Origin of the sequence: Acinetobacter sp. YH12142, assembly GCF_013418435.1 — a bacterium.
Lineage (GTDB): Bacteria > Pseudomonadota > Gammaproteobacteria > Pseudomonadales > Moraxellaceae > Acinetobacter > Acinetobacter amyesii.
In genome coordinates this window covers 125,677-142,622 of record NZ_VPCB01000007.1, presented here as the reverse complement: position 1 = coordinate 142,622, position 16,946 = coordinate 125,677, and the positions used below count along the sequence as shown (strand labels likewise).

Below are 16,946 nucleotides of genomic sequence, written 5' to 3'. Positions count from 1 at the left end.
TAATATATGACGGACAAGTCGATTAAGGAGTTAGCTCTCAACGTGGGTCGTCCAGTTGAGAAGCTACTGGAACAGGTTCGTGATGCGGGTTTACCACAAACTAAACCTGACGATATTATCTCCACTGAACAACAAAATGCCCTCGTTAACCATTTGAAAAAAGTTCATGGTCAGGATGCGGGCAATGCAGGACAAATCACGTTGAAACGTAAAACTACCAGTACTGCTAAAGTGGCGAGTACATCGGGCAAGGCAAAAACGATTAATGTAGAAGTTCGTAAGAAACATACATTTGTTAAACCGGATCCTGAGCAAATTAAAGCTGAAGCATTAGCGAAAGCACAAGCTGACCAACAAGCACGTAAACAGGAACCTAAGGTTGAAGCGAAAGCTGAAGAACCGAAGCAACAACCAGTATCTAAAGCGAAACAAGCTTTAGAAGCAATGCGCGCTGCTGCGAAGCAAGAACATGCGAAGCAAGAAACACCGAAAGCTGCGGTTGTTGTAAAACGTAAGTCAAACAACAAGCCAATTACAAAACCTGTTGAAACTCTAGAACAGAAAAAAGCACGTGAAGCTCAAGCAGCACAATTGAAAGCTGTAGAAGAAGCGGCGCGTCGTAAAGCCGCTGAAGAAGCGCAACAACGTACGCTTGAGCAAATGCGTCAAATGGCGTCTAAGTATTCTAACGAAGACACTACTGCGACCATTCGTGTTGTAGATGATTCTCCGCTTGCTGCCGGCCTTGTAGGTCAGGCATATGAAGATTCATTTGCGAAAGAAGACCGTGAAATTAAACGTGGTACCAATACCAACAATTCACGTTCACCTAAAAAAGGTGGTCGTCGTGGCGAAGAGCAATCTTTCCGTGATAACTCACATAAACGTGGTTTAAAAACAAGTCAAGCGAACAAGCATGGCTTTGAAAAACCAGTTAAAAAACAAGTTTATGATGTTGAAATTGGTGAAACAATTGTTGTTGCTGACTTGGCTGCGAAAATGGCGGTTAAAGTTCGCGAAGTTATCAAATCACTCATGAAAATGGGCGAATTGGTTACTCAAAACCAAGCGATTGATCAAGAAATTGCAGCACTTGTTGTTGAAGAAATGGGTCATAACCCAGTATTGGTTTCTGATACTCAAGCAGAAGACAACTTACTTGAAGCAGCTGAAGAAGCGCGTGGTGTCCAAACCACTCGTCCGCCAGTTGTGACAATTATGGGTCACGTTGACCATGGTAAAACATCACTTCTTGACCGTATTCGTCGCTCTAAAGTGGCTGCAGGTGAAGCAGGTGGTATCACACAGCATATTGGTGCTTACCATGTGAAAACTGAAAAAGGTATTATTACTTTCTTAGATACACCGGGACACGCAGCATTTACTGCAATGCGTTCACGTGGTGCGAAATCTACAGATATCGTAGTGTTGGTTGTTGCAGCAGATGATGGTGTTATGCCACAAACTGCGGAAGCGATTGACCATGCACGTGCAGCAGGTACGCCAATTATTGTTGCTATCAACAAAATGGATAAAGAGTCTGCTGATCCAGATCGCGTATTGAATGAGTTGACGACGAAAGAAATCGTACCTGAGCAATGGGGCGGTGACGTTCCAGTGGCAATGGTTTCTGCGCACAGCGGTGCAGGTATCGACGAACTTCTTGACTTGATCTCAATTCAAGCCGAACTTCTTGAGCTTAAAGCATCTGAAGAGGGTGCAGCACAAGGTGTTGTAATTGAAGCACGTGTAGACAAAGGGCGTGGTGCGGTAACATCGATTCTTGTTCAAAACGGTACATTGAAAGTGGGTGACCTTGTTCTTGCAGGTTCGTCATACGGTCGTGTACGTGCGATGACAGATGAAAATGGTCAACGTATTAAATCTGCTGGTCCTTCGATTCCTGTGGAAATCTTGGGTCTACCAGAAGCGCCAATGGCAGGTGATGAAGTTCTTGTTGTAAATGACGAGAAAAAAGCACGTGAAGTTGCTGATGCGCGTATGGATCGTGAACGTCAAAAACGTCTTGAACGTCAATCTGCGATGCGTCTTGAAAATATCATGGCGTCTATGGGTAAGAAAGATGTGCCTATTGTCAACGTGGTATTGAAAACAGACGTACGTGGTACTTTAGAAGCATTACACGTTGCACTTGCTGAACTTGCAACTGATGAAGTGAAAGTACGTATTATTGGTTCAGGTGTTGGTGCGATCACTGAGTCTGACGTAACACTTGCTGAATCTTCAGAAGCGGTTCTTCTCGGCTTTAACGTACGTGCTGATAATACTGCACGTCAAAAAGCTGATGCTGATGGTATCGACATTCGTTACTACTCGATCATCTATCAATTAATTGATGATGTGAAAGATGCGATGAGCGGTAAATTGGCGCCTGAACACCGTGAAACAATTCTGGGTGTGGCTGAAGTACGTGAAGTGTTCCACTCAAGTAAATTCGGTGCTGCTGCAGGTTGTATGGTACTTGAAGGTACATTACACCGTAATAAACCGATTCGCGTATTACGTGATGACGTGGTGGTATTCCAAGGTGAGCTTGAATCTCTTCGTCGCTACAAAGATGTGGTTGAAGAAGTTCGTGCCGGTATGGAATGTGGTCTTGCGGTGAAAGGCTATAAAGACATCAAAGCACAAGATAAGATTGAAGTGTACGATGTTCAATTAATTAAACGGAGTCTTTAATGGCGGGTAGTCAACGTCTGAAGCGTATGGCGGATACAGTACAACGTGAGTTGTCAGAACTGATCCGTCAGGAGCTGAAAGATCCACGCTTAGGTGGTCTCGTGACCATCTCTGCCGTGAAGGTGAGCCCAGACTTAGGATATGCCGAAGTTTATGTGACTGTAATGGGTCGTGAGCTAGGCGATGAGCAAAGTGAAGCTGCAAATAAAGAAACTTTAGATGTTTTAAATAAAGCATCTGGCTTCTTGCGTCATGAACTGAGTCGTCGTATCAAAACACGTATTACGCCACGTTTGCGTTTCCATTACGACAAAACAAATGCTTATGGCAACTATATGTTTGGTCTAATTGCGGAAGCGGTCAAGGACTTACCTCCTACTGACGAAGCAAAAAAAGATGATGAATAATTCAGTTCGCTGAATGAAAAAAGCCACCTTCGGGTGGCTTTTTTATGTTTGAATAGTCATCACGTTAAAAATACCCAATAACACACATAATTATAACTAGATGATAAAACTCAGGTTGAAAATGACATTGGATAGTCCAGTCTGTACAAACAATATAATGAAAAAAATCATGTTATTGAGCAGCATATTACTCATCACTATGCCAAGTTGGGCATGTCTAAATACCTATGTAGAAGATTTTTATACATTTGATTCAGAAAAAGAAAATCAACGCGAAGAACATCATGACGAAAATTTGAAGAACTTTGTCTCAAGGCATCCTAGCCCAATAGACTATCAGGCAGAAAATGATTATGCCGTACATCAGATCTACGCAGGCCGTTATGATTTAGCCATTAAGGTTTTACGTGCAATTGAAAATGAGCATCCAGGTTTACCGAAGACGGCAGTGAATTTAGGCACCGCTTATGAGTTGATCGGCAATATTTCACAGGCCAAAAAATGGATTGCTGAAGGTATGAAGCGTGATCCATCGATACATCTTGGCAGTGAATAGATTCATCTGAATATTTTAACAGTCAAAGAAAAACGTGCGACGGCAAAATATTTTCATGAATATCTATTGTTGAATGTACATTATGGAACAGGTTATGTACCTGATGCGCACTGGAAGAATGAGCAAAAACTCACAACAGCAGAATATGATGCTATACGAGAGCAGGCCAGTTTACAGATTAATGAGCGGAAAAATTTTGTTTCAAGACAGGATGCCGTGATGGCGCAGTTGTTTTATGAATTGGCGAATCTTGAGATGAGTCAATATCAGCCTAATTGGTCTGATCATTTTCAAAGTCGTTATGAAACAAATATACTGATTGATTTAGCAGAAAAATATGGATTAAAGACGACGCCATATAACCAAAAGCGTTTGCAATATATGGCTCAAAGCAGCGTATTTGAAAAAATGTGGATGCGAATCAAAGATTTTTTTAGCTCGAAGGCATAATCAAAACTAGATCTGGATTTAATCCAGATCTTCCGGTTTTGAATGGACTTTAGAGTGAAAGGCACGGCGGCGAGTTCGTTGCCAAGGAAGAGGGCGATTGAGCGCTTCTGGTGCATCACCACTCATCGAGCGAAGTCTTAAATGTAAGGCTGCTTGCGCCATAAGGTTTGCAGAAACCGGTGCTGTAATAAAGGCAAAGAGCGTGATCAAGATCTCTGCAAAACCAAAACGGCCTTGAAATGCCGCATAAATAATTGCAGCGATTAGAAAACTTCCTAATCCTAAGGTGCTCGATTTGGTCGGTGCGTGCAGACGCATAAATAAGTCGGGTAGGCGAACCATGCCAATACCGCCGACCAACATGAAAAAAGCGCCAATAACCAAAAAAATCGAGACCAAAATTTCCATGACTAATTGCATATTAATGGACTCCTAGTCGATCACGTGGCCAGTGGTGAAATAGCGTGCTAAAGCGGCTGTAGACACAAACCCAAGCATGGCAACCAATAATGCCCCTTCAAACATTGATGTACTTGCCCAATAAATACCTAAAATGACAATTAAACAGGTAGCATTTAAGAATAAGGTATCTAAAGCAAGTAGCCGGTCTACGATTGAGGGTCCCATCACCAAGCGGATGAGGCACAGTAACATCGAGATCGTCACAGCAACTAAACAGATGCCAAGCGCATACGGTAAAATTGTCATGCGGATTCTCCTGTATCAGCGCCAAAAATGAGGATGAGAGGGCGTTCATAGCGCTCTTTAATGGTTTGAATTTCCGCTTCAGGATCATCCGTGCTCAGCGCATGGACCAAAATATCACCACGATCTTGGTCAATCCCGGCAGACACCGTACCGGGTGTGGTGGTGATGATCATCGCAAGTAAAGAATTGACTTCCTCATGCTGTGTATCGAGAGGGACACGGAACCATTTCGGGTGCAGTTTATGTGTCGGACCAAGGACGAGTTTTGCAACATGGATATTACTGACAATAATATCCCATAACACCACAAAGAATAATTTACATGCTGCCAGCCAGTTGATATTCGGCGTTCGGTCAATAAAAGGGCGAACCAATCGCGGAATAACAATGGCTAAAACCAAGGCCATGCAGAGTGTGGCCGCATCTAGACTGTGCGCTAACATGACCCAGCTCAGGCCAACCATGACTGAAACCAATGGATGCGGAAACCAGCGATTTAATACAGATGTTTTCGCCATGTTAAGGTGCCTCCATCGGTTTTAGTTGGGTCTCTTCAGGTAGTTTTTCTTCTTGTTGCTGTCCCTGAATTTGGCGTTGCTTGTACTCAGAAATATGCTCGCCATGTAGAGTTTCAGGTGCGATCAATGCAGGAATGAGGTGTGCATTTGGATCGGCTGATTCACCACCATATTTGGTTTCAGGTAAATTTTCAGGATCATAAGGTTGAACACTGATGATTTGGCCTTCTTCATCCTTTTTCAGTAGCAACGATTCATATAATGGATTGTCTTGAATTTGCTGTGCAGTTTTGTAGGTATAGTCATAGATCGGCGCAGCAAAAACCATATATCCCACAAGCGCTGTTAACAGCAGATAAATGGTTTTGTCATTACGAAGCGGTGCCTTATTCGGCAAAGCCTGATAACGCTGATATTCTTCAGTATCAATATCATCTTCTGGGCGAGATGAACGCCAGAAAAACACAAAACCAACTCGGGTGAATGCGATAATACTGAGTAAACTCACCAACAATACAATCAAAATAATCATGATTTGGTAAGGTGAGTTGGCCGTTGCTTGTAAGAGAAATACTTTACCTAAAAAGCCGCTAAAGGGCGGTAGACCAGCCATCATCAACGCAATGATGAAATAGCAAACAGCAACGGTATTATGCTGTTTCATACGGGGCGCAATTTTAAAATGATCTTTAAATTCGCCACGTTGTGAGGTAATCCAACCCGAGAGAATATAAAAAGCTGCACCAATGATGGTACTGTGAATCAGGTAATAAAGTCCCGCAGCCCATGCATCCGTATTAAAGAGTGAAATCGCAACCAATATTGTCCCGATAGAAGACAAAATCATAAAACCGACAAAACGACGTAAACGATCCGTTCCGATTGCGCCATAAGCACCATAGAGCGAGGTTACTAAGCCAATCGGTAACAGCCACTGTTGTAAGATTTCACGGCTAATCCCATCGTCAAACACAGTGCCATTGACACGGAGAATGGCATAGATGCCGACCTTGGTCATGATGGTGAATAAGGCTGCGACAGGCGTGGTTGCCACAGCATAGGTCTTCGGTAACCAGAACCCTACAGGCAGCATTGCAGCTTTGATGCCAAAGACAGTGAATAGTAACAATGCACCAGCCACAGCAATACGATGTTGATCCGCTTCAAGCAAAGGCATAAGTCGTGCAACATCTGCCATATTTAAGCTACCTACACTGCCATAAATCATCCCGAGTCCAATCAGGAAGAGGGCAGAGGCAAATAGGTTAATGGTGACGTAATGAATACCCAATTGAAAACGTGCTTTGCCTTGGCCGTGTAAGAGCAAAACGTACGATGCCATCAACAGGATTTCAAAGAAGACAAATAGGTTAAATAAATCGCCTGTTAGGAACGCACCACACAAACCCATCAGTAAGAAATGGCACATGGCATGGAAATAACGACCACGTTCATCCCATTCTTTGCTGGCAAACCACATCACAGGCACAGCAAGACCATAAGTCAGTACCAACATGAATGCTGAGAGTCGATCTAGAACTAAGACGATACCAAACGGTGCGGCCCATTCACTCAGGTTATAAACCAAGACTTGGCCAGAGCTGGCGATCATCAAATAACTGATAGATGTGATCAGCCCAAGGATGCCAGAAACATAGCTGATTCCACGACGCCAAGGTTGTCGCCAGTCATGCGCCAACGAGCCAGAACCGGGGTTGCCCAGCAGGACTAAAATAAATGCAGTAATTGCAGGAATTAAAATACTGAAAATCGGGCTATGCGTAGTCCAAAATTGGATGAAGTCATGCATTATGGCTCATCCTCCCGCGGGTCAATTTGCGGTATTTCTTCTTTGGAGTCCACATGATCTGTTCCAGTTTCATAGCGGCTACGCAGAGCCAATTGTACGATAAACGCAGTGGTCGCAAAGCCAATCACAATGGCGGTCAGGACCAAGGCTTGCGGTAAAGGATCGGTCGCTTTGGTTGTTTCCGTTAACACAGCTGGTGCGTTGACATGAATACGCCCCATGACAAATAAAAATAAGTTCACAGCATAGCCAATCATGGCTAAACCCAGCACGACAGGAAAGGTACGTGCCCGCAAAATCAGGTATACCCCTGTTGCGGTCAGTAAGCCAATGGCTGAAGCGAGTAAAAATTCTAAACTAATCATCTTATTCGCCTCTTGGAACTGGACCAGACATACTCGAGTGACGCGAGTCGCCTAAGACGGAAATCATTAACATCGTCGCGCCCACAACGGTGATGTAGACACCTGTGTCGAAAAGGGCAGCGGAGGCAAGGTGCATTTCACCTAAAATGGGTGGCGATACATAGATATGAGCACTGGTCAGGAATGGACGCCCCCATAGCCAAGCCGCGATACCTGTCAGCCCCGCAATGGTTAAACCAATACCAATCCAAACTTCATATAAGCGACCTGATTTTGCACCAATCAGTTGTTCAGCACGGTCTTGGCCGAGCGCAATATATTGAATCACTAAGGCTAAAGAGGTAATTAAGCCTGCAATAAAGCCACCGCCTGGTAAATTATGACCCCGTAGGAAAATATATAAGCTGATGACGAGTGCTAAAGGCAAAATCCATGATGATGTAATACGGAACATCAGTGGTGACGGATTAAAACGATAGGTCAGACCTTGCGTAATGGTGGTACCATGAGCACGCATACCATCCATCATGCACAGCGTACCAATTGCGGCAATTCCCAGTACGGTAATTTCACCAAAGGTATCGAAGCCACGGAAGTCGACCAAGATCACGTTGACCACATTGGTACCACCACCAAGTGGGATGGATTGCTGCATAAAGAACCATGAGATGGAATTATGATCGCGGGTCATGATCAGCCATGAAATCCATGCGATCCCTAAACCTGCAATAATCGCAATTATTGCATCTCGCCAACGACGAGACACACTCGACTCATAAGGTGTGAGCTGTGGTAATAATGATAAGCTCATGAGTAAGAGCACGGTGGTCACCACGTCAACAGTAATCTGCGTGAGCGCCAAATCTGGAGCGGAGAAACAGATAAACACCATAGTCACAACCAGACCGACTGCACCACTGATGAGGACGGCTTTAATCCGTTCATGGTGGAACCAAAGCATCATCCAACATGCAGAGAATAATAATAGCCACAGAACGATTGCGATGATTGGTGCATGTATCAGTTCACGGCTGCCTGTGCCGATACCTTGCAGCCAAAATGGAACGATGACGATGGCCACACTAAAGATCAAAATCCATAATAAATAGCTTTGTAATTTGCCATTTTCAGTAAAGCGACGGAACTTTCTTGAGCTGAGTAATAGATGCTTTAAAAATAAGTCGAACAGCACTTTACCTTGTAATCGACCCAAAAGTGGATCTAAGTCGATCCGGCGTAATTTGCCGCCCTTCGCCAATGCGAAATAGAAAACTAAACCACCCAAGAGTGCAATCACGCTCATCAAAAGGGGGGCATTTAAGCCATGCCAAATCGCTAAATGTGTACCTTCAAACGTAGGGTTTTGAATACTCGCACGTGCTGTGCTGTTGACTATATGCTCAACCAATAATGCAGGGAAGAGTCCAACTAAAATACATAGAGCAGCCAGTAAGGTCGCAGGAGCACGCATGCCAAACGGTGGTTCATGCGCTTCTTTATTGGGAACTTCTTTCCCTAATGGACCATCAAAAAATACCCCATGAACCAAACGTACCGAATACGCGACAGCAAAGATACCGGCAAAGGTGGCAATGATGGCTGACACGATCATCACTGGCCCAGTCAGGTTGGCTAATAGTTCAGTAAAGAACATCTCTTTAGAAAGGAAACCATTGGTTAATGGGACGCCTGCCATAGAGGCCGCAGTGATCATGGTCAGCGTTGCTGTAAACGGAAGTAATTGCCATAAACCAGAGAGTTTTCGTAAATCACGTGTGCCTGATTCGTGGTCAATAATCCCTGCGATCATAAACAAGGCTGCTTTGAAGGTCGCATGGTTAATGATATGGAAAATGGCAGCGGAAACTGCGAGGGGAGAGCCGATCCCGAGTAAGCAAACAATCAGACCTAAATGACTGATGGTGGAATAGGCTAACAGCCCTTTTAAATCTTCTTTGAAAATGGCAAAGAAGGCCGCCATACATAAGGTAAATAAGCCAATAAAGGTGACCAAGTTGTGGTACAACGCCGCGCCTGCAAAGATCGGCAATAAGCGCGCAAGCAGGAAAATTCCGGCTTTCACCATCGTGGCAGAGTGAAGATAAGCCGAGACGGGGGTCGGTGCTGCCATGGCATTTGGCAACCAAAAATGGAAAGGGAACTGCGCACTTTTGGTAAATGCCCCCATTAAAATTAATAGCAGTGTTGGCACAAAAAGCGGATGCTGCTGAATTTGGCTACTCATCGTCAGGATTTGGTCAATCTGATAGGTGCCCGTGATTTGCGCCAACAGAACAAAACCACCCAACATACATAGACCACCCATGCCTGTAATGGTTAAAGCCATTCGAGAGCCACGCTGAGCAGCATCGTAATTACTCCAATAACCGACCAACAGGAAGGATGAAATACTGGTGAGTTCCCAGAAAATGAGTAATAAAATTAAATTATTAGACAATGAAATGCCGAGCATGGCAGCCATGAACAGCATCAATAAAACATACAGTTTACTGAGCGAGTTCTTTGGACTTAAATAATAGTAGGCATAGATATAAATTAAGGTGCCGATCCCCGTAATGAGCAGGGAAAACAACAAGCCCAGTGCATCGAGACGGAAACTGAAATCAATGCCAACTTGAGTGAGCCACGGCCAAGTTTGAATGATGGTTTTGCCATTAAAGACATCTGGGGCCTGACTCAATAATAAAACTAAACTGCTGAGGCTGACGCCAATCGCCCCTAAAGCTGTTACCCCGCGAGAGAATTGCTTCAACCACGAGACAAGTGTTGTGCCTAGTATTAACGGTAACAATATAATAATCGGTAGCACACTCGTATCCATTGTCATGATTAGGCGGTGAAACCTAGGTGTATTTCATCTTTCAAGGATTACAGGACAGCAAAGAGCAGTCCAAAAATTCAATCTTGAAAGCCATGTGTGTCAAAAAAATTAAAAACAAGCTGTGTTGCGCAACTCGTAAAGCGATAGCAATTTCCGATGTTACTATGAAAATTGCAAATAAAACCGATCATATTACATGCGTAAAACAACATCAATCTTTTTTATGAACCACTTACACATTATACGCCTGACGAAACTGTCTAGACATCTATTGCGGCCTTGTTGCTGAATATTTAAACATCGAGGCTATGGATTACGCTCACTTAATCAGCCTCAGTTTTTTTAACTTAGCGGTTGGATCGTAACGTCCTGATCACCCCGCTGTGATAAAGCCCTAACCAATTCTTGTTGCTGTTGCTCGGTCAGTTGCGTCTGGATTAATTGCAACATGTGCTGGATCGTATCTGGGCTGTTCAGTGGCTCATTTAATTCAGTCTCTTCAGTTTTGGCTGGAAGCGATACCTTTGATCCGAGTTGCAACTGCTGATAAATCTGATCATAAGTTTCTTGTAGTTTTTCAGGCTGAATCTCACTGAGCTTTTTATTCTGTAGTTGTAAGCACTGAAAACGAGAAGCCTGTTCCAGCAGTTCAGGACGGTTGCCGCTGGCAATGATTTGGAGTCGTGGAAACGCTTGATTTAAACGGGTCAAAATCACTTGAGTCATGTTTTGATCGAGTTGGTGGTCTATGGCGTCGATCAATAAAATACCGTCACCTTCTTGGCACGGATATAAGCTGTGAGGATTGAGTAGACAAAGGCGACGCACAATATCACCAATTAAGGCCACAAGGTTGCGGACACTATTCGACAACTGTTGAAACAACATGTCTTTGCCTTGATAGCAGACCATTAACTGTAATCTAGGGTGATATTGCAGATAAATATTGGTCACATCGGGCAACACGGTCTCTAAGGCTTGTTTTAATGATCTGAGTGACGGCGCGTGTAGATCGGCCTGAGCTTGCGCCAGTTTTTGTCCAAAAAGTGGCGTGTCAGATGTGTTGGATGAGTCAGTTGGGTTTTTTGGATGTAATAAATTTTGAATTAATTCGGCACTTTGTGCATTTTCTATATCGGATATTTCTCGAAACCACTCAAAAAAACGAATAAACGTGGTAAAGGGAATGGCCGAGATTTCATAGGCATGTGAAGGCTGAAAAATAGCAGGATTATTTTTATTGAGAATATTCACATCGTTGACGAAACGTTCAGCAGGGTAATAGGCAATGAGTGGCAACCCTTGTAACGGATCGGCTTTGAGGGCTTTTTGATACAGCGCAACCATCGATTCTAATTGCTGTGTTTCGGCCTTACTGAGGCCGACGCCTTGACTGTTTAAGGTTTTGTACAATTGCCATGAACAACATTGTGGGTCTTGGTCTTGCTGATCACTTGAAAGCTGAAATGCGCCAATGTCTTCGGGAAAACTGACCTGAATATCAAGTTTCGACTGTAAGCGATTTAACATGATGTCTTGATCGAGCATCACCACGCCTGCAGTACGCAAATCTTTATAGCGTGCAGCGAACCAAGTGAGGGCCTGGTAACTAAAGCGCAGTAGGGAGGTTTTTCCAGAACTTTGATCACCCAAAATTAAGGTGATCGGCAGATCGTGGTAATTAAAATTGAGGGTGATATCAGTAAAATGAAGGGTGTGCTTGAGTTGGATCGATTGTAATTTCATGGTGCACCTTTTACTGATTTATTGTTTATTCACCTTTTTCATCATACTAGCTGACCGCTTGCGCCAAAGATTTGGGCATTTGACGTTTTAAGTGCTGCATCAAGTCATAAATATGATGGATATTTAAACTTACTTTAGCACGTGTGCAGGCCACGTAAAGTAACCGTAACTCTTCGTCACTAATTTTATAATCTTTATCGTTGAGCTTAAATTGGTAGTCATCTTCAATATGTACCCGATCCCATTCTAAACCTTTGGCTTTATGGGCGGTCGAGATGATGTAGTCGGCTTGATCAATCGGGGTGATTTTCGCCAGTGCCTTTTTCAGTGGGTCAGTACCGTGGTCATCGACCAACTTCACCAGCGGTTTAATATCGCTGCCGTCATTGGTCTCGCAATATTCATGTACATCATGCCATGAGTTAAACCATGCAAGCTCTGGGACATCGACCACGCGTTTACCTTGCTTGAGCATGGCTGCAGCATCGACAAAACGATTGAGTCGTGCATGATCTGCTTGCAGGCTGACTTTTTCACCTTTGACCAAACCTGCCAATAACAGTTCCATCGCACGTGCATTGGTACGACATAAAATGGCATCGCGCATCTTGGTATGCGGTTTATTGACCACTTTAGAGTTGAGCTGCGGATTACCCAATAACGGTACGGTTTCATTCAATGCGCCCAGCAGAGCATTGGCGTTCAAGGCAATGTCTTCACCAAAACGGAACGACGTGGTTAAACGTGATTCAGGTAATGGGAGTTGCTGCATGGCATTGACTGCGCCACGCCATGCATATATTTGCTGATGCGCATCGCCCACATAGATGACTTGAGTATTCCGCTGTTTCAGTAAAATCCCCAGCATTAGCGGGTCAGCATCTTGAGCTTCATCGAACAGCACATAATCCGCAGGAATATTGGGTTCAGACAAAGCCCAAAGTTTTAAATAAATATCGTGTCCAATCCCTGCAGCATGGTTCGGATCAATCGACTCTAACCAACGACGCTCAATGGCAGGATACAAATGCTTTTGTAAGCTTTCGATATCGTCAGGATGCAGCCAACTCGGTGCTTGTAGATGTCTTGGGGCAGGGTACTGTGAACTGGTCGAACAGAAATAACTAACAGCATTTGCTACTAGACTCGCCAAGCGCGAAGGCATGAGCACATATTTTTCATAACGACCGCCCATCATACGACGTAAGGTGATCGGTTCTAGTCGATACTCTTTGGCAATAAAACTCGGACTTAAACGCGGTAGACGCAGTTTGTCAGTCACTCCACGTGGAACACTACGATAAGCCAATGAGTGGAAGGTGCGACAGTCAACATTTTGATGAAAACGATTCTGTGCTTCAGTCGCAATGGCTTTGTTAAAGGCCAAGTACATGCCACGCCGCTGAGGCATGGCATCACTGATCATTTGGAGTGTGGTGGTTTTACCTGTGCCAGCATAGGCAATCACTTTAAATGATTTGCCAAGACGTGCGTTATCTATGGCAGTGGCCTGCTCATAGGTCGCGGTCGGTTTTTTAAGATCTGGCACGGTTGCGACTTTTAGTGCTGACGGTTGGCTTTTTCAACCAAACCAGAAAGGCCTTGGCGACGAGCGAGTTCGTTGAGTACCAATTGTGGATCAATATCGAAATAACCCAACATCACAATGGTATGGAACCAAAGGTCTGCCACTTCGTAAATTAAATCGTTTTTGTTGTCTTCATTGGCTTCGATTTTAAAATCTTTAGCGGCAATGATGGTTTCAACACTTTCTTCACCGATTTTTTCTAAAATTTTGTTGAGGCCTTTATGGTAAAGCTTCGCCACATAAGAGGATTCAGGATCAGCTTGTTTGCGTTCAGCCATCATTTTACCTAAGTAGTCGAGTACATCGACTTGCTCAGACTGTGCATTGGACGCATTCATCGCAAGGGTATGCGGATTTGCTGATTTTGCACCATAAATTGCAGCCGGATCTTTTAATTGCGCATCGACAATTTCCCAGCCATTGGCAGTAAGTTTACGGTAGAAACACGACTCACGGCCAGTATGGCAGGCAATGCCGCCATGTTGTTCAATTTGTAGCACAATCACGTCAGCATCACAGTCCAAACGGATTTCATGCACGGTTTGGAAATGGCCAGATTCTTCACCTTTATGCCATAACTTATTGCGTGAACGTGAAAAGTATACCGCTTGATTTTTTTCTGCAGTTTGCGCCAATGCTTCACGGTTCATCCATGCCACCATCAATACGCGCCCGCTTTGATGATGCTGTGCAATAGCAGGCACTAAGCCTTGTTCGTTAAATTTTACTTCATCGAGCCATTGCAGGTTGTTCATGAGGATTTCACCAATTCAAAAATCAAAAAATAAATGCCGCAGCATTTGAGCAGCACTATAGTGTAAGCCATCAAGAGAATGATGGGGAGTTAATTCTTAATCAAATTTTAAATTGCGCAGTTCAGCCGCAGAATCATCTGCAGGCTTTCGGGCAATGTCAGCATAATTCATGTGCCCAAATGCACCTGTTTTTAAGCCGGAAATCGTAATCGCCATTTCTTTGCGGAAAAAAGGCAGCTGATACATAGCACGAAATGAAAAATCACGGAGCGGCGCTGTCCAGCGATGATGTGATTGATAAAAAGGAGTCAGCAAGCGACTAAAAAATTGGTAAAATCGTACGGAGGACAACCGTAGCTGATGATACTCCTGCCAGAGGTTTTCCAGTGAGGAGTCCTGTTGATATTGGAGCAGGGCCTGACTGATGGCCCATGCATCGAGCAAAGCCATGTTGGCGCCTTGTCCAAGCTGTGGACTCATGGCATGAGCCGCATCTCCTAAGATACCGATACGACCTTCACCAAGTTTGCTCAGCACCACATCACGATAGTTGGCAGACAGCCATTGCTGCGGATCATCTGGATGTGGAATCACATGCGCTAACCATTCTGCAACACTCAGCCAGCGTTTCGAAACTTCAAGCAACCATTGCTGCTGTGCGCTTTTGGTTTTTAACTAAATGTGCGGAATTCTCCATCTATAATCTGTGATTTAGATGGAGATGGATAGCACGCCTTTTCAGTCGGGTCTCTCTTGGTTTTGGATGTATTCTCGAATTACATCAATTGTCGCTCCACCTGTTGTAAGTAGACAGTATGCCCTCGTCCAAAGCACAGGTTTCCAATAATAAGGTTTTAGTTCTTCACCGAACTCCTTGCGTATCAGTCTGCTTGATACAGTTTTTAGATTATTGATGAATTTACTTGGCATGATGTTCGGGTGCATATCTAACAATAAGTGAATATGATCAGCTTCACCATTGAACTCAATCAAGTCAATCTCCCAATCAGCACAGTTCTTTTTTACAATTTCTTCAAGCCGATTGATCATCTCATTTGAAAGGCATTTCTTGCGATATTTTGTTACCAACACTAAATGATATGTAAGTTTATAAACACAGTGATAATGTGACTTCATTACATTTACACTAAGCAATTAATTTGCTAAATTATAACCATGAAACAACCTTTTTTGAAAACGTATAAATATCGCATCTATCCTACTTCTGAGCAGAAAGTGCAATTTGAAAAGCACTTCGGATGCACTCGCTTTATTTTCAATTGGGCTTTAGCACTTCAAACTAAAGCTCATTCTGAAACTCAAAAATTATTATCAAAAAAGGATATTCAAGACCAATTAGTTGCCATGAAAAAACAACCTGAATTCGAATGGTTGAACGAGGTGAATAGTCAATCACTTCTTAGTGGGTTACTTCACCTACACACTGCTTACAACAACTTTTTTCAGCGATTAAAGAAAGGCAAGGTTGAATTCAGAAAGATCAAAGGATATAAACCAAATCCTGATGAAAAACGCCCATTAAGTCATCTTGTCGGCTACCCACGGTTCAAATCCAAGAAAATACCGCAACGGTCTTATCAATGCCCTCAGCACGCAACAGTGAGCTTTGAGAACGGATTACTTCATCTACCTAAAATTAAAGGGATAAAAACTGTATTTAGTCGGGTATTTAATGGGAAAATCAAAACTGTCACCATTAGCAAAACAGCGACAGGTAAGTATTATGCTTCGATTTTGGTCGAGTCAGAGTTAGAACTTGTTGCATCAACAACAATTCAAGCTGATCAAACCATCGGAATTGATATGGGTTTGAATCACATGCTCATTCAATCCGATGGTAATAAGGTTGAAAATCCAAAATACTTGCGACAGGCTCAAAACCGACTATCCATACAGCAGAAGATATTTGCTCGAAAGAAGAAAGAATCAAAGAATTATCAACGTCAAAAATTAAGTGTTGCATTCATCCATGAAAAAGTGCGCCTGCAACGCTTAGACCTACATCACAAACTCACGCATTACTTGATCTGTGAAAACCAAGCGACCACGTATGCTGTAGAAGATTTAGGGATAAAAAACATGGTAAGAAATCGAAAATTAGCCAAGTCCATTTCGGATGTGGCTTGGGGTCAATTTCTTACGATATTGCAATACAAGGCAAAATGGTTCGGTAAGAATGTGCTACAAATTGGAAGATTCGTTCCAAGTTCTAAAGCATGTTCATGTTGTGGTTATACTATGACAAAATTGCCACTAAGCATAAGAGAATGGCAATGTCCTGACTGTGAAACAGTGCATGATCGTGATTTGAATGCAAGCTTGAATATACGCAATTTCGCTTTAGCTGATGCACTAGGACATAGTACTGTATAAAGAGTTCCTGTACCGCCATACTGTCAGCGCAGTGCGGTATCGAAAGGTGCAATCTCTAAGATTGCATGGGTCGCAAAGATTCCCCCACCATAGCTCTTAGCTTGGTG

At 43.5% G+C, this 16,946-nt stretch carries 16 protein-coding genes; 5 read left to right on the top strand and 11 right to left on the bottom strand.

What is annotated here, in order from left to right; translation table 11 throughout:
- Nucleotides 1–6: 6 nt before the first annotated feature.
- The 4 genes from infB (at nt 7) to FTU77_RS07490 (ending at nt 4,113) form a co-directional block, all read left to right on the top strand.
- The gene (gene infB / locus FTU77_RS07505; RefSeq protein WP_180004671.1) at nt 7–2,700 is read left to right on the top strand and encodes a translation initiation factor IF-2; all 2,694 of its coding nucleotides are present in this window, start codon (nt 7–9) and stop codon (nt 2,698–2,700) included.
- A complete protein-coding gene (locus FTU77_RS07500; protein WP_078189413.1) occupies nt 2,700–3,107 on the top strand; it encodes a ribosome-binding factor A in 408 nt (135 codons plus the stop codon). The genes infB and FTU77_RS07500 overlap by 1 nt, the downstream gene beginning before the upstream one ends.
- A gap of 169 nt (nt 3,108–3,276) precedes the next feature.
- Complete coding sequence (locus tag FTU77_RS07495; protein ID WP_180055453.1) at nt 3,277–3,663, top strand: type IV pilus biogenesis/stability protein PilW; 387 nt, start codon at nt 3,277–3,279, stop codon at nt 3,661–3,663.
- Nucleotides 3,664–3,729: 66 nt separating this feature from the next.
- Complete coding sequence (locus tag FTU77_RS07490; protein ID WP_180055452.1) at nt 3,730–4,113, top strand: hypothetical protein; 384 nt, start codon at nt 3,730–3,732, stop codon at nt 4,111–4,113.
- A gap of 18 nt (nt 4,114–4,131) precedes the next feature.
- On the opposite strand, the gene FTU77_RS07485 is transcribed toward FTU77_RS07490, so the two are convergent.
- The 11 genes from FTU77_RS07485 to tnpA all read right to left on the bottom strand — a co-directional run bounded on the left by FTU77_RS07485 (nt 4,132) and on the right by tnpA (nt 15,582).
- Nucleotides 4,132–4,533 (bottom strand): Na+/H+ antiporter subunit G, encoded by a 402-nt coding sequence (locus tag FTU77_RS07485; RefSeq protein WP_168378199.1) that lies wholly within the window; start codon nt 4,531–4,533, stop codon nt 4,132–4,134.
- Nucleotides 4,534–4,545: 12 nt separating this feature from the next.
- Nucleotides 4,546–4,821, bottom strand: coding sequence for a monovalent cation/H+ antiporter subunit F (locus FTU77_RS07480; protein WP_078189410.1), 276 nt, complete (start codon nt 4,819–4,821; stop codon nt 4,546–4,548).
- Nucleotides 4,818–5,339 (bottom strand): Na+/H+ antiporter subunit E, encoded by a 522-nt coding sequence (locus FTU77_RS07475; protein ID WP_168378198.1) that lies wholly within the window; start codon nt 5,337–5,339, stop codon nt 4,818–4,820. The genes FTU77_RS07480 and FTU77_RS07475 overlap by 4 nt, the downstream gene beginning before the upstream one ends.
- A gap of 1 nt (nt 5,340) precedes the next feature.
- The gene (locus tag FTU77_RS07470; RefSeq protein ID WP_180055451.1) at nt 5,341–7,149 is read right to left on the bottom strand and encodes a monovalent cation/H+ antiporter subunit D; all 1,809 of its coding nucleotides are present in this window, start codon (nt 7,147–7,149) and stop codon (nt 5,341–5,343) included.
- Nucleotides 7,149–7,514, bottom strand: coding sequence for a Na+/H+ antiporter subunit C (locus FTU77_RS07465; protein ID WP_078189407.1), 366 nt, complete (start codon nt 7,512–7,514; stop codon nt 7,149–7,151). The genes FTU77_RS07470 and FTU77_RS07465 overlap by 1 nt, the downstream gene beginning before the upstream one ends.
- Before the next feature lies 1 nt (nt 7,515).
- Nucleotides 7,516–10,356 carry a monovalent cation/H+ antiporter subunit A gene (locus FTU77_RS07460; RefSeq protein ID WP_180055489.1) on the bottom strand — a complete coding sequence of 947 codons (2,841 nt, stop codon included), beginning with the start codon at nt 10,354–10,356 and terminating at the stop codon, nt 7,516–7,518.
- A gap of 342 nt (nt 10,357–10,698) precedes the next feature.
- Nucleotides 10,699–12,102: an AAA family ATPase gene (locus FTU77_RS07455; RefSeq protein ID WP_180055450.1), complete on the bottom strand. Its 1,404-nt coding sequence runs from the start codon at nt 12,100–12,102 to the stop codon at nt 10,699–10,701.
- Between the two features lie 46 nt (nt 12,103–12,148).
- The gene (locus FTU77_RS07450) at nt 12,149–13,651 is read right to left on the bottom strand and encodes a UvrD-helicase domain-containing protein (RefSeq protein WP_180055449.1); all 1,503 of its coding nucleotides are present in this window, start codon (nt 13,649–13,651) and stop codon (nt 12,149–12,151) included.
- Nucleotides 13,652–13,662: 11 nt separating this feature from the next.
- Nucleotides 13,663–14,445 carry a bifunctional phosphoribosyl-AMP cyclohydrolase/phosphoribosyl-ATP diphosphatase HisIE gene (gene hisIE / locus FTU77_RS07445; RefSeq protein WP_180055448.1) on the bottom strand — a complete coding sequence of 261 codons (783 nt, stop codon included), beginning with the start codon at nt 14,443–14,445 and terminating at the stop codon, nt 13,663–13,665.
- 96 nt (nt 14,446–14,541) lie between these two features.
- Entirely contained in the window at nt 14,542–15,090 is a 549-nt protein-coding gene (locus tag FTU77_RS07440; protein ID WP_180055447.1) for an FAD-dependent monooxygenase, read from the bottom strand.
- Nucleotides 15,091–15,183: 93 nt separating this feature from the next.
- Entirely contained in the window at nt 15,184–15,582 is a 399-nt protein-coding gene (gene tnpA / locus FTU77_RS16155) for an IS200/IS605 family transposase (protein WP_152873595.1), read from the bottom strand.
- Nucleotides 15,583–15,621: 39 nt separating this feature from the next.
- Between tnpA and FTU77_RS07430 the strand changes: the two genes are divergently transcribed.
- Nucleotides 15,622–16,839 (top strand): RNA-guided endonuclease TnpB family protein, encoded by a 1,218-nt coding sequence (locus FTU77_RS07430; protein WP_180055446.1) that lies wholly within the window; start codon nt 15,622–15,624, stop codon nt 16,837–16,839.
- Nucleotides 16,840–16,946 lie beyond the last annotated feature (107 nt).

Excerpts from the sequence above, each read along its gene's own strand:
- tnpA (WP_152873595.1), bottom strand. The coding sequence starts at position 15,582 with ATGAAGTCACATTATCACTGTGTTTATAAACTTACATATCATTTAGTG.
- FTU77_RS07500 (WP_078189413.1), top strand. The coding sequence starts at position 2,700 with ATGGCGGGTAGTCAACGTCTGAAGCGTATGGCGGATACAGTACAACGT.
- FTU77_RS07430 (WP_180055446.1), top strand. The coding sequence starts at position 15,622 with ATGAAACAACCTTTTTTGAAAACGTATAAATATCGCATCTATCCTACT.
- FTU77_RS07460 (WP_180055489.1), bottom strand. The coding sequence starts at position 10,356 with ATGGATACGAGTGTGCTACCGATTATTATATTGTTACCGTTAATACTA.
- FTU77_RS07470 (WP_180055451.1), bottom strand. The coding sequence starts at position 7,149 with ATGCATGACTTCATCCAATTTTGGACTACGCATAGCCCGATTTTCAGT.
- FTU77_RS07495 (WP_180055453.1), top strand. The coding sequence starts at position 3,277 with ATGTTATTGAGCAGCATATTACTCATCACTATGCCAAGTTGGGCATGT.
- FTU77_RS07485 (WP_168378199.1), bottom strand. The coding sequence starts at position 4,533 with ATGCAATTAGTCATGGAAATTTTGGTCTCGATTTTTTTGGTTATTGGC.
- FTU77_RS07465 (WP_078189407.1), bottom strand. The coding sequence starts at position 7,514 with ATGATTAGTTTAGAATTTTTACTCGCTTCAGCCATTGGCTTACTGACC.
- hisIE (WP_180055448.1), bottom strand. The coding sequence starts at position 14,445 with ATGAACAACCTGCAATGGCTCGATGAAGTAAAATTTAACGAACAAGGC.
- FTU77_RS07455 (WP_180055450.1), bottom strand. The coding sequence starts at position 12,102 with ATGAAATTACAATCGATCCAACTCAAGCACACCCTTCATTTTACTGAT.
- FTU77_RS07480 (WP_078189410.1), bottom strand. The coding sequence starts at position 4,821 with ATGACAATTTTACCGTATGCGCTTGGCATCTGTTTAGTTGCTGTGACG.
- FTU77_RS07475 (WP_168378198.1), bottom strand. The coding sequence starts at position 5,339 with ATGGCGAAAACATCTGTATTAAATCGCTGGTTTCCGCATCCATTGGTT.
- infB (WP_180004671.1), top strand. The coding sequence starts at position 7 with ATGACGGACAAGTCGATTAAGGAGTTAGCTCTCAACGTGGGTCGTCCA.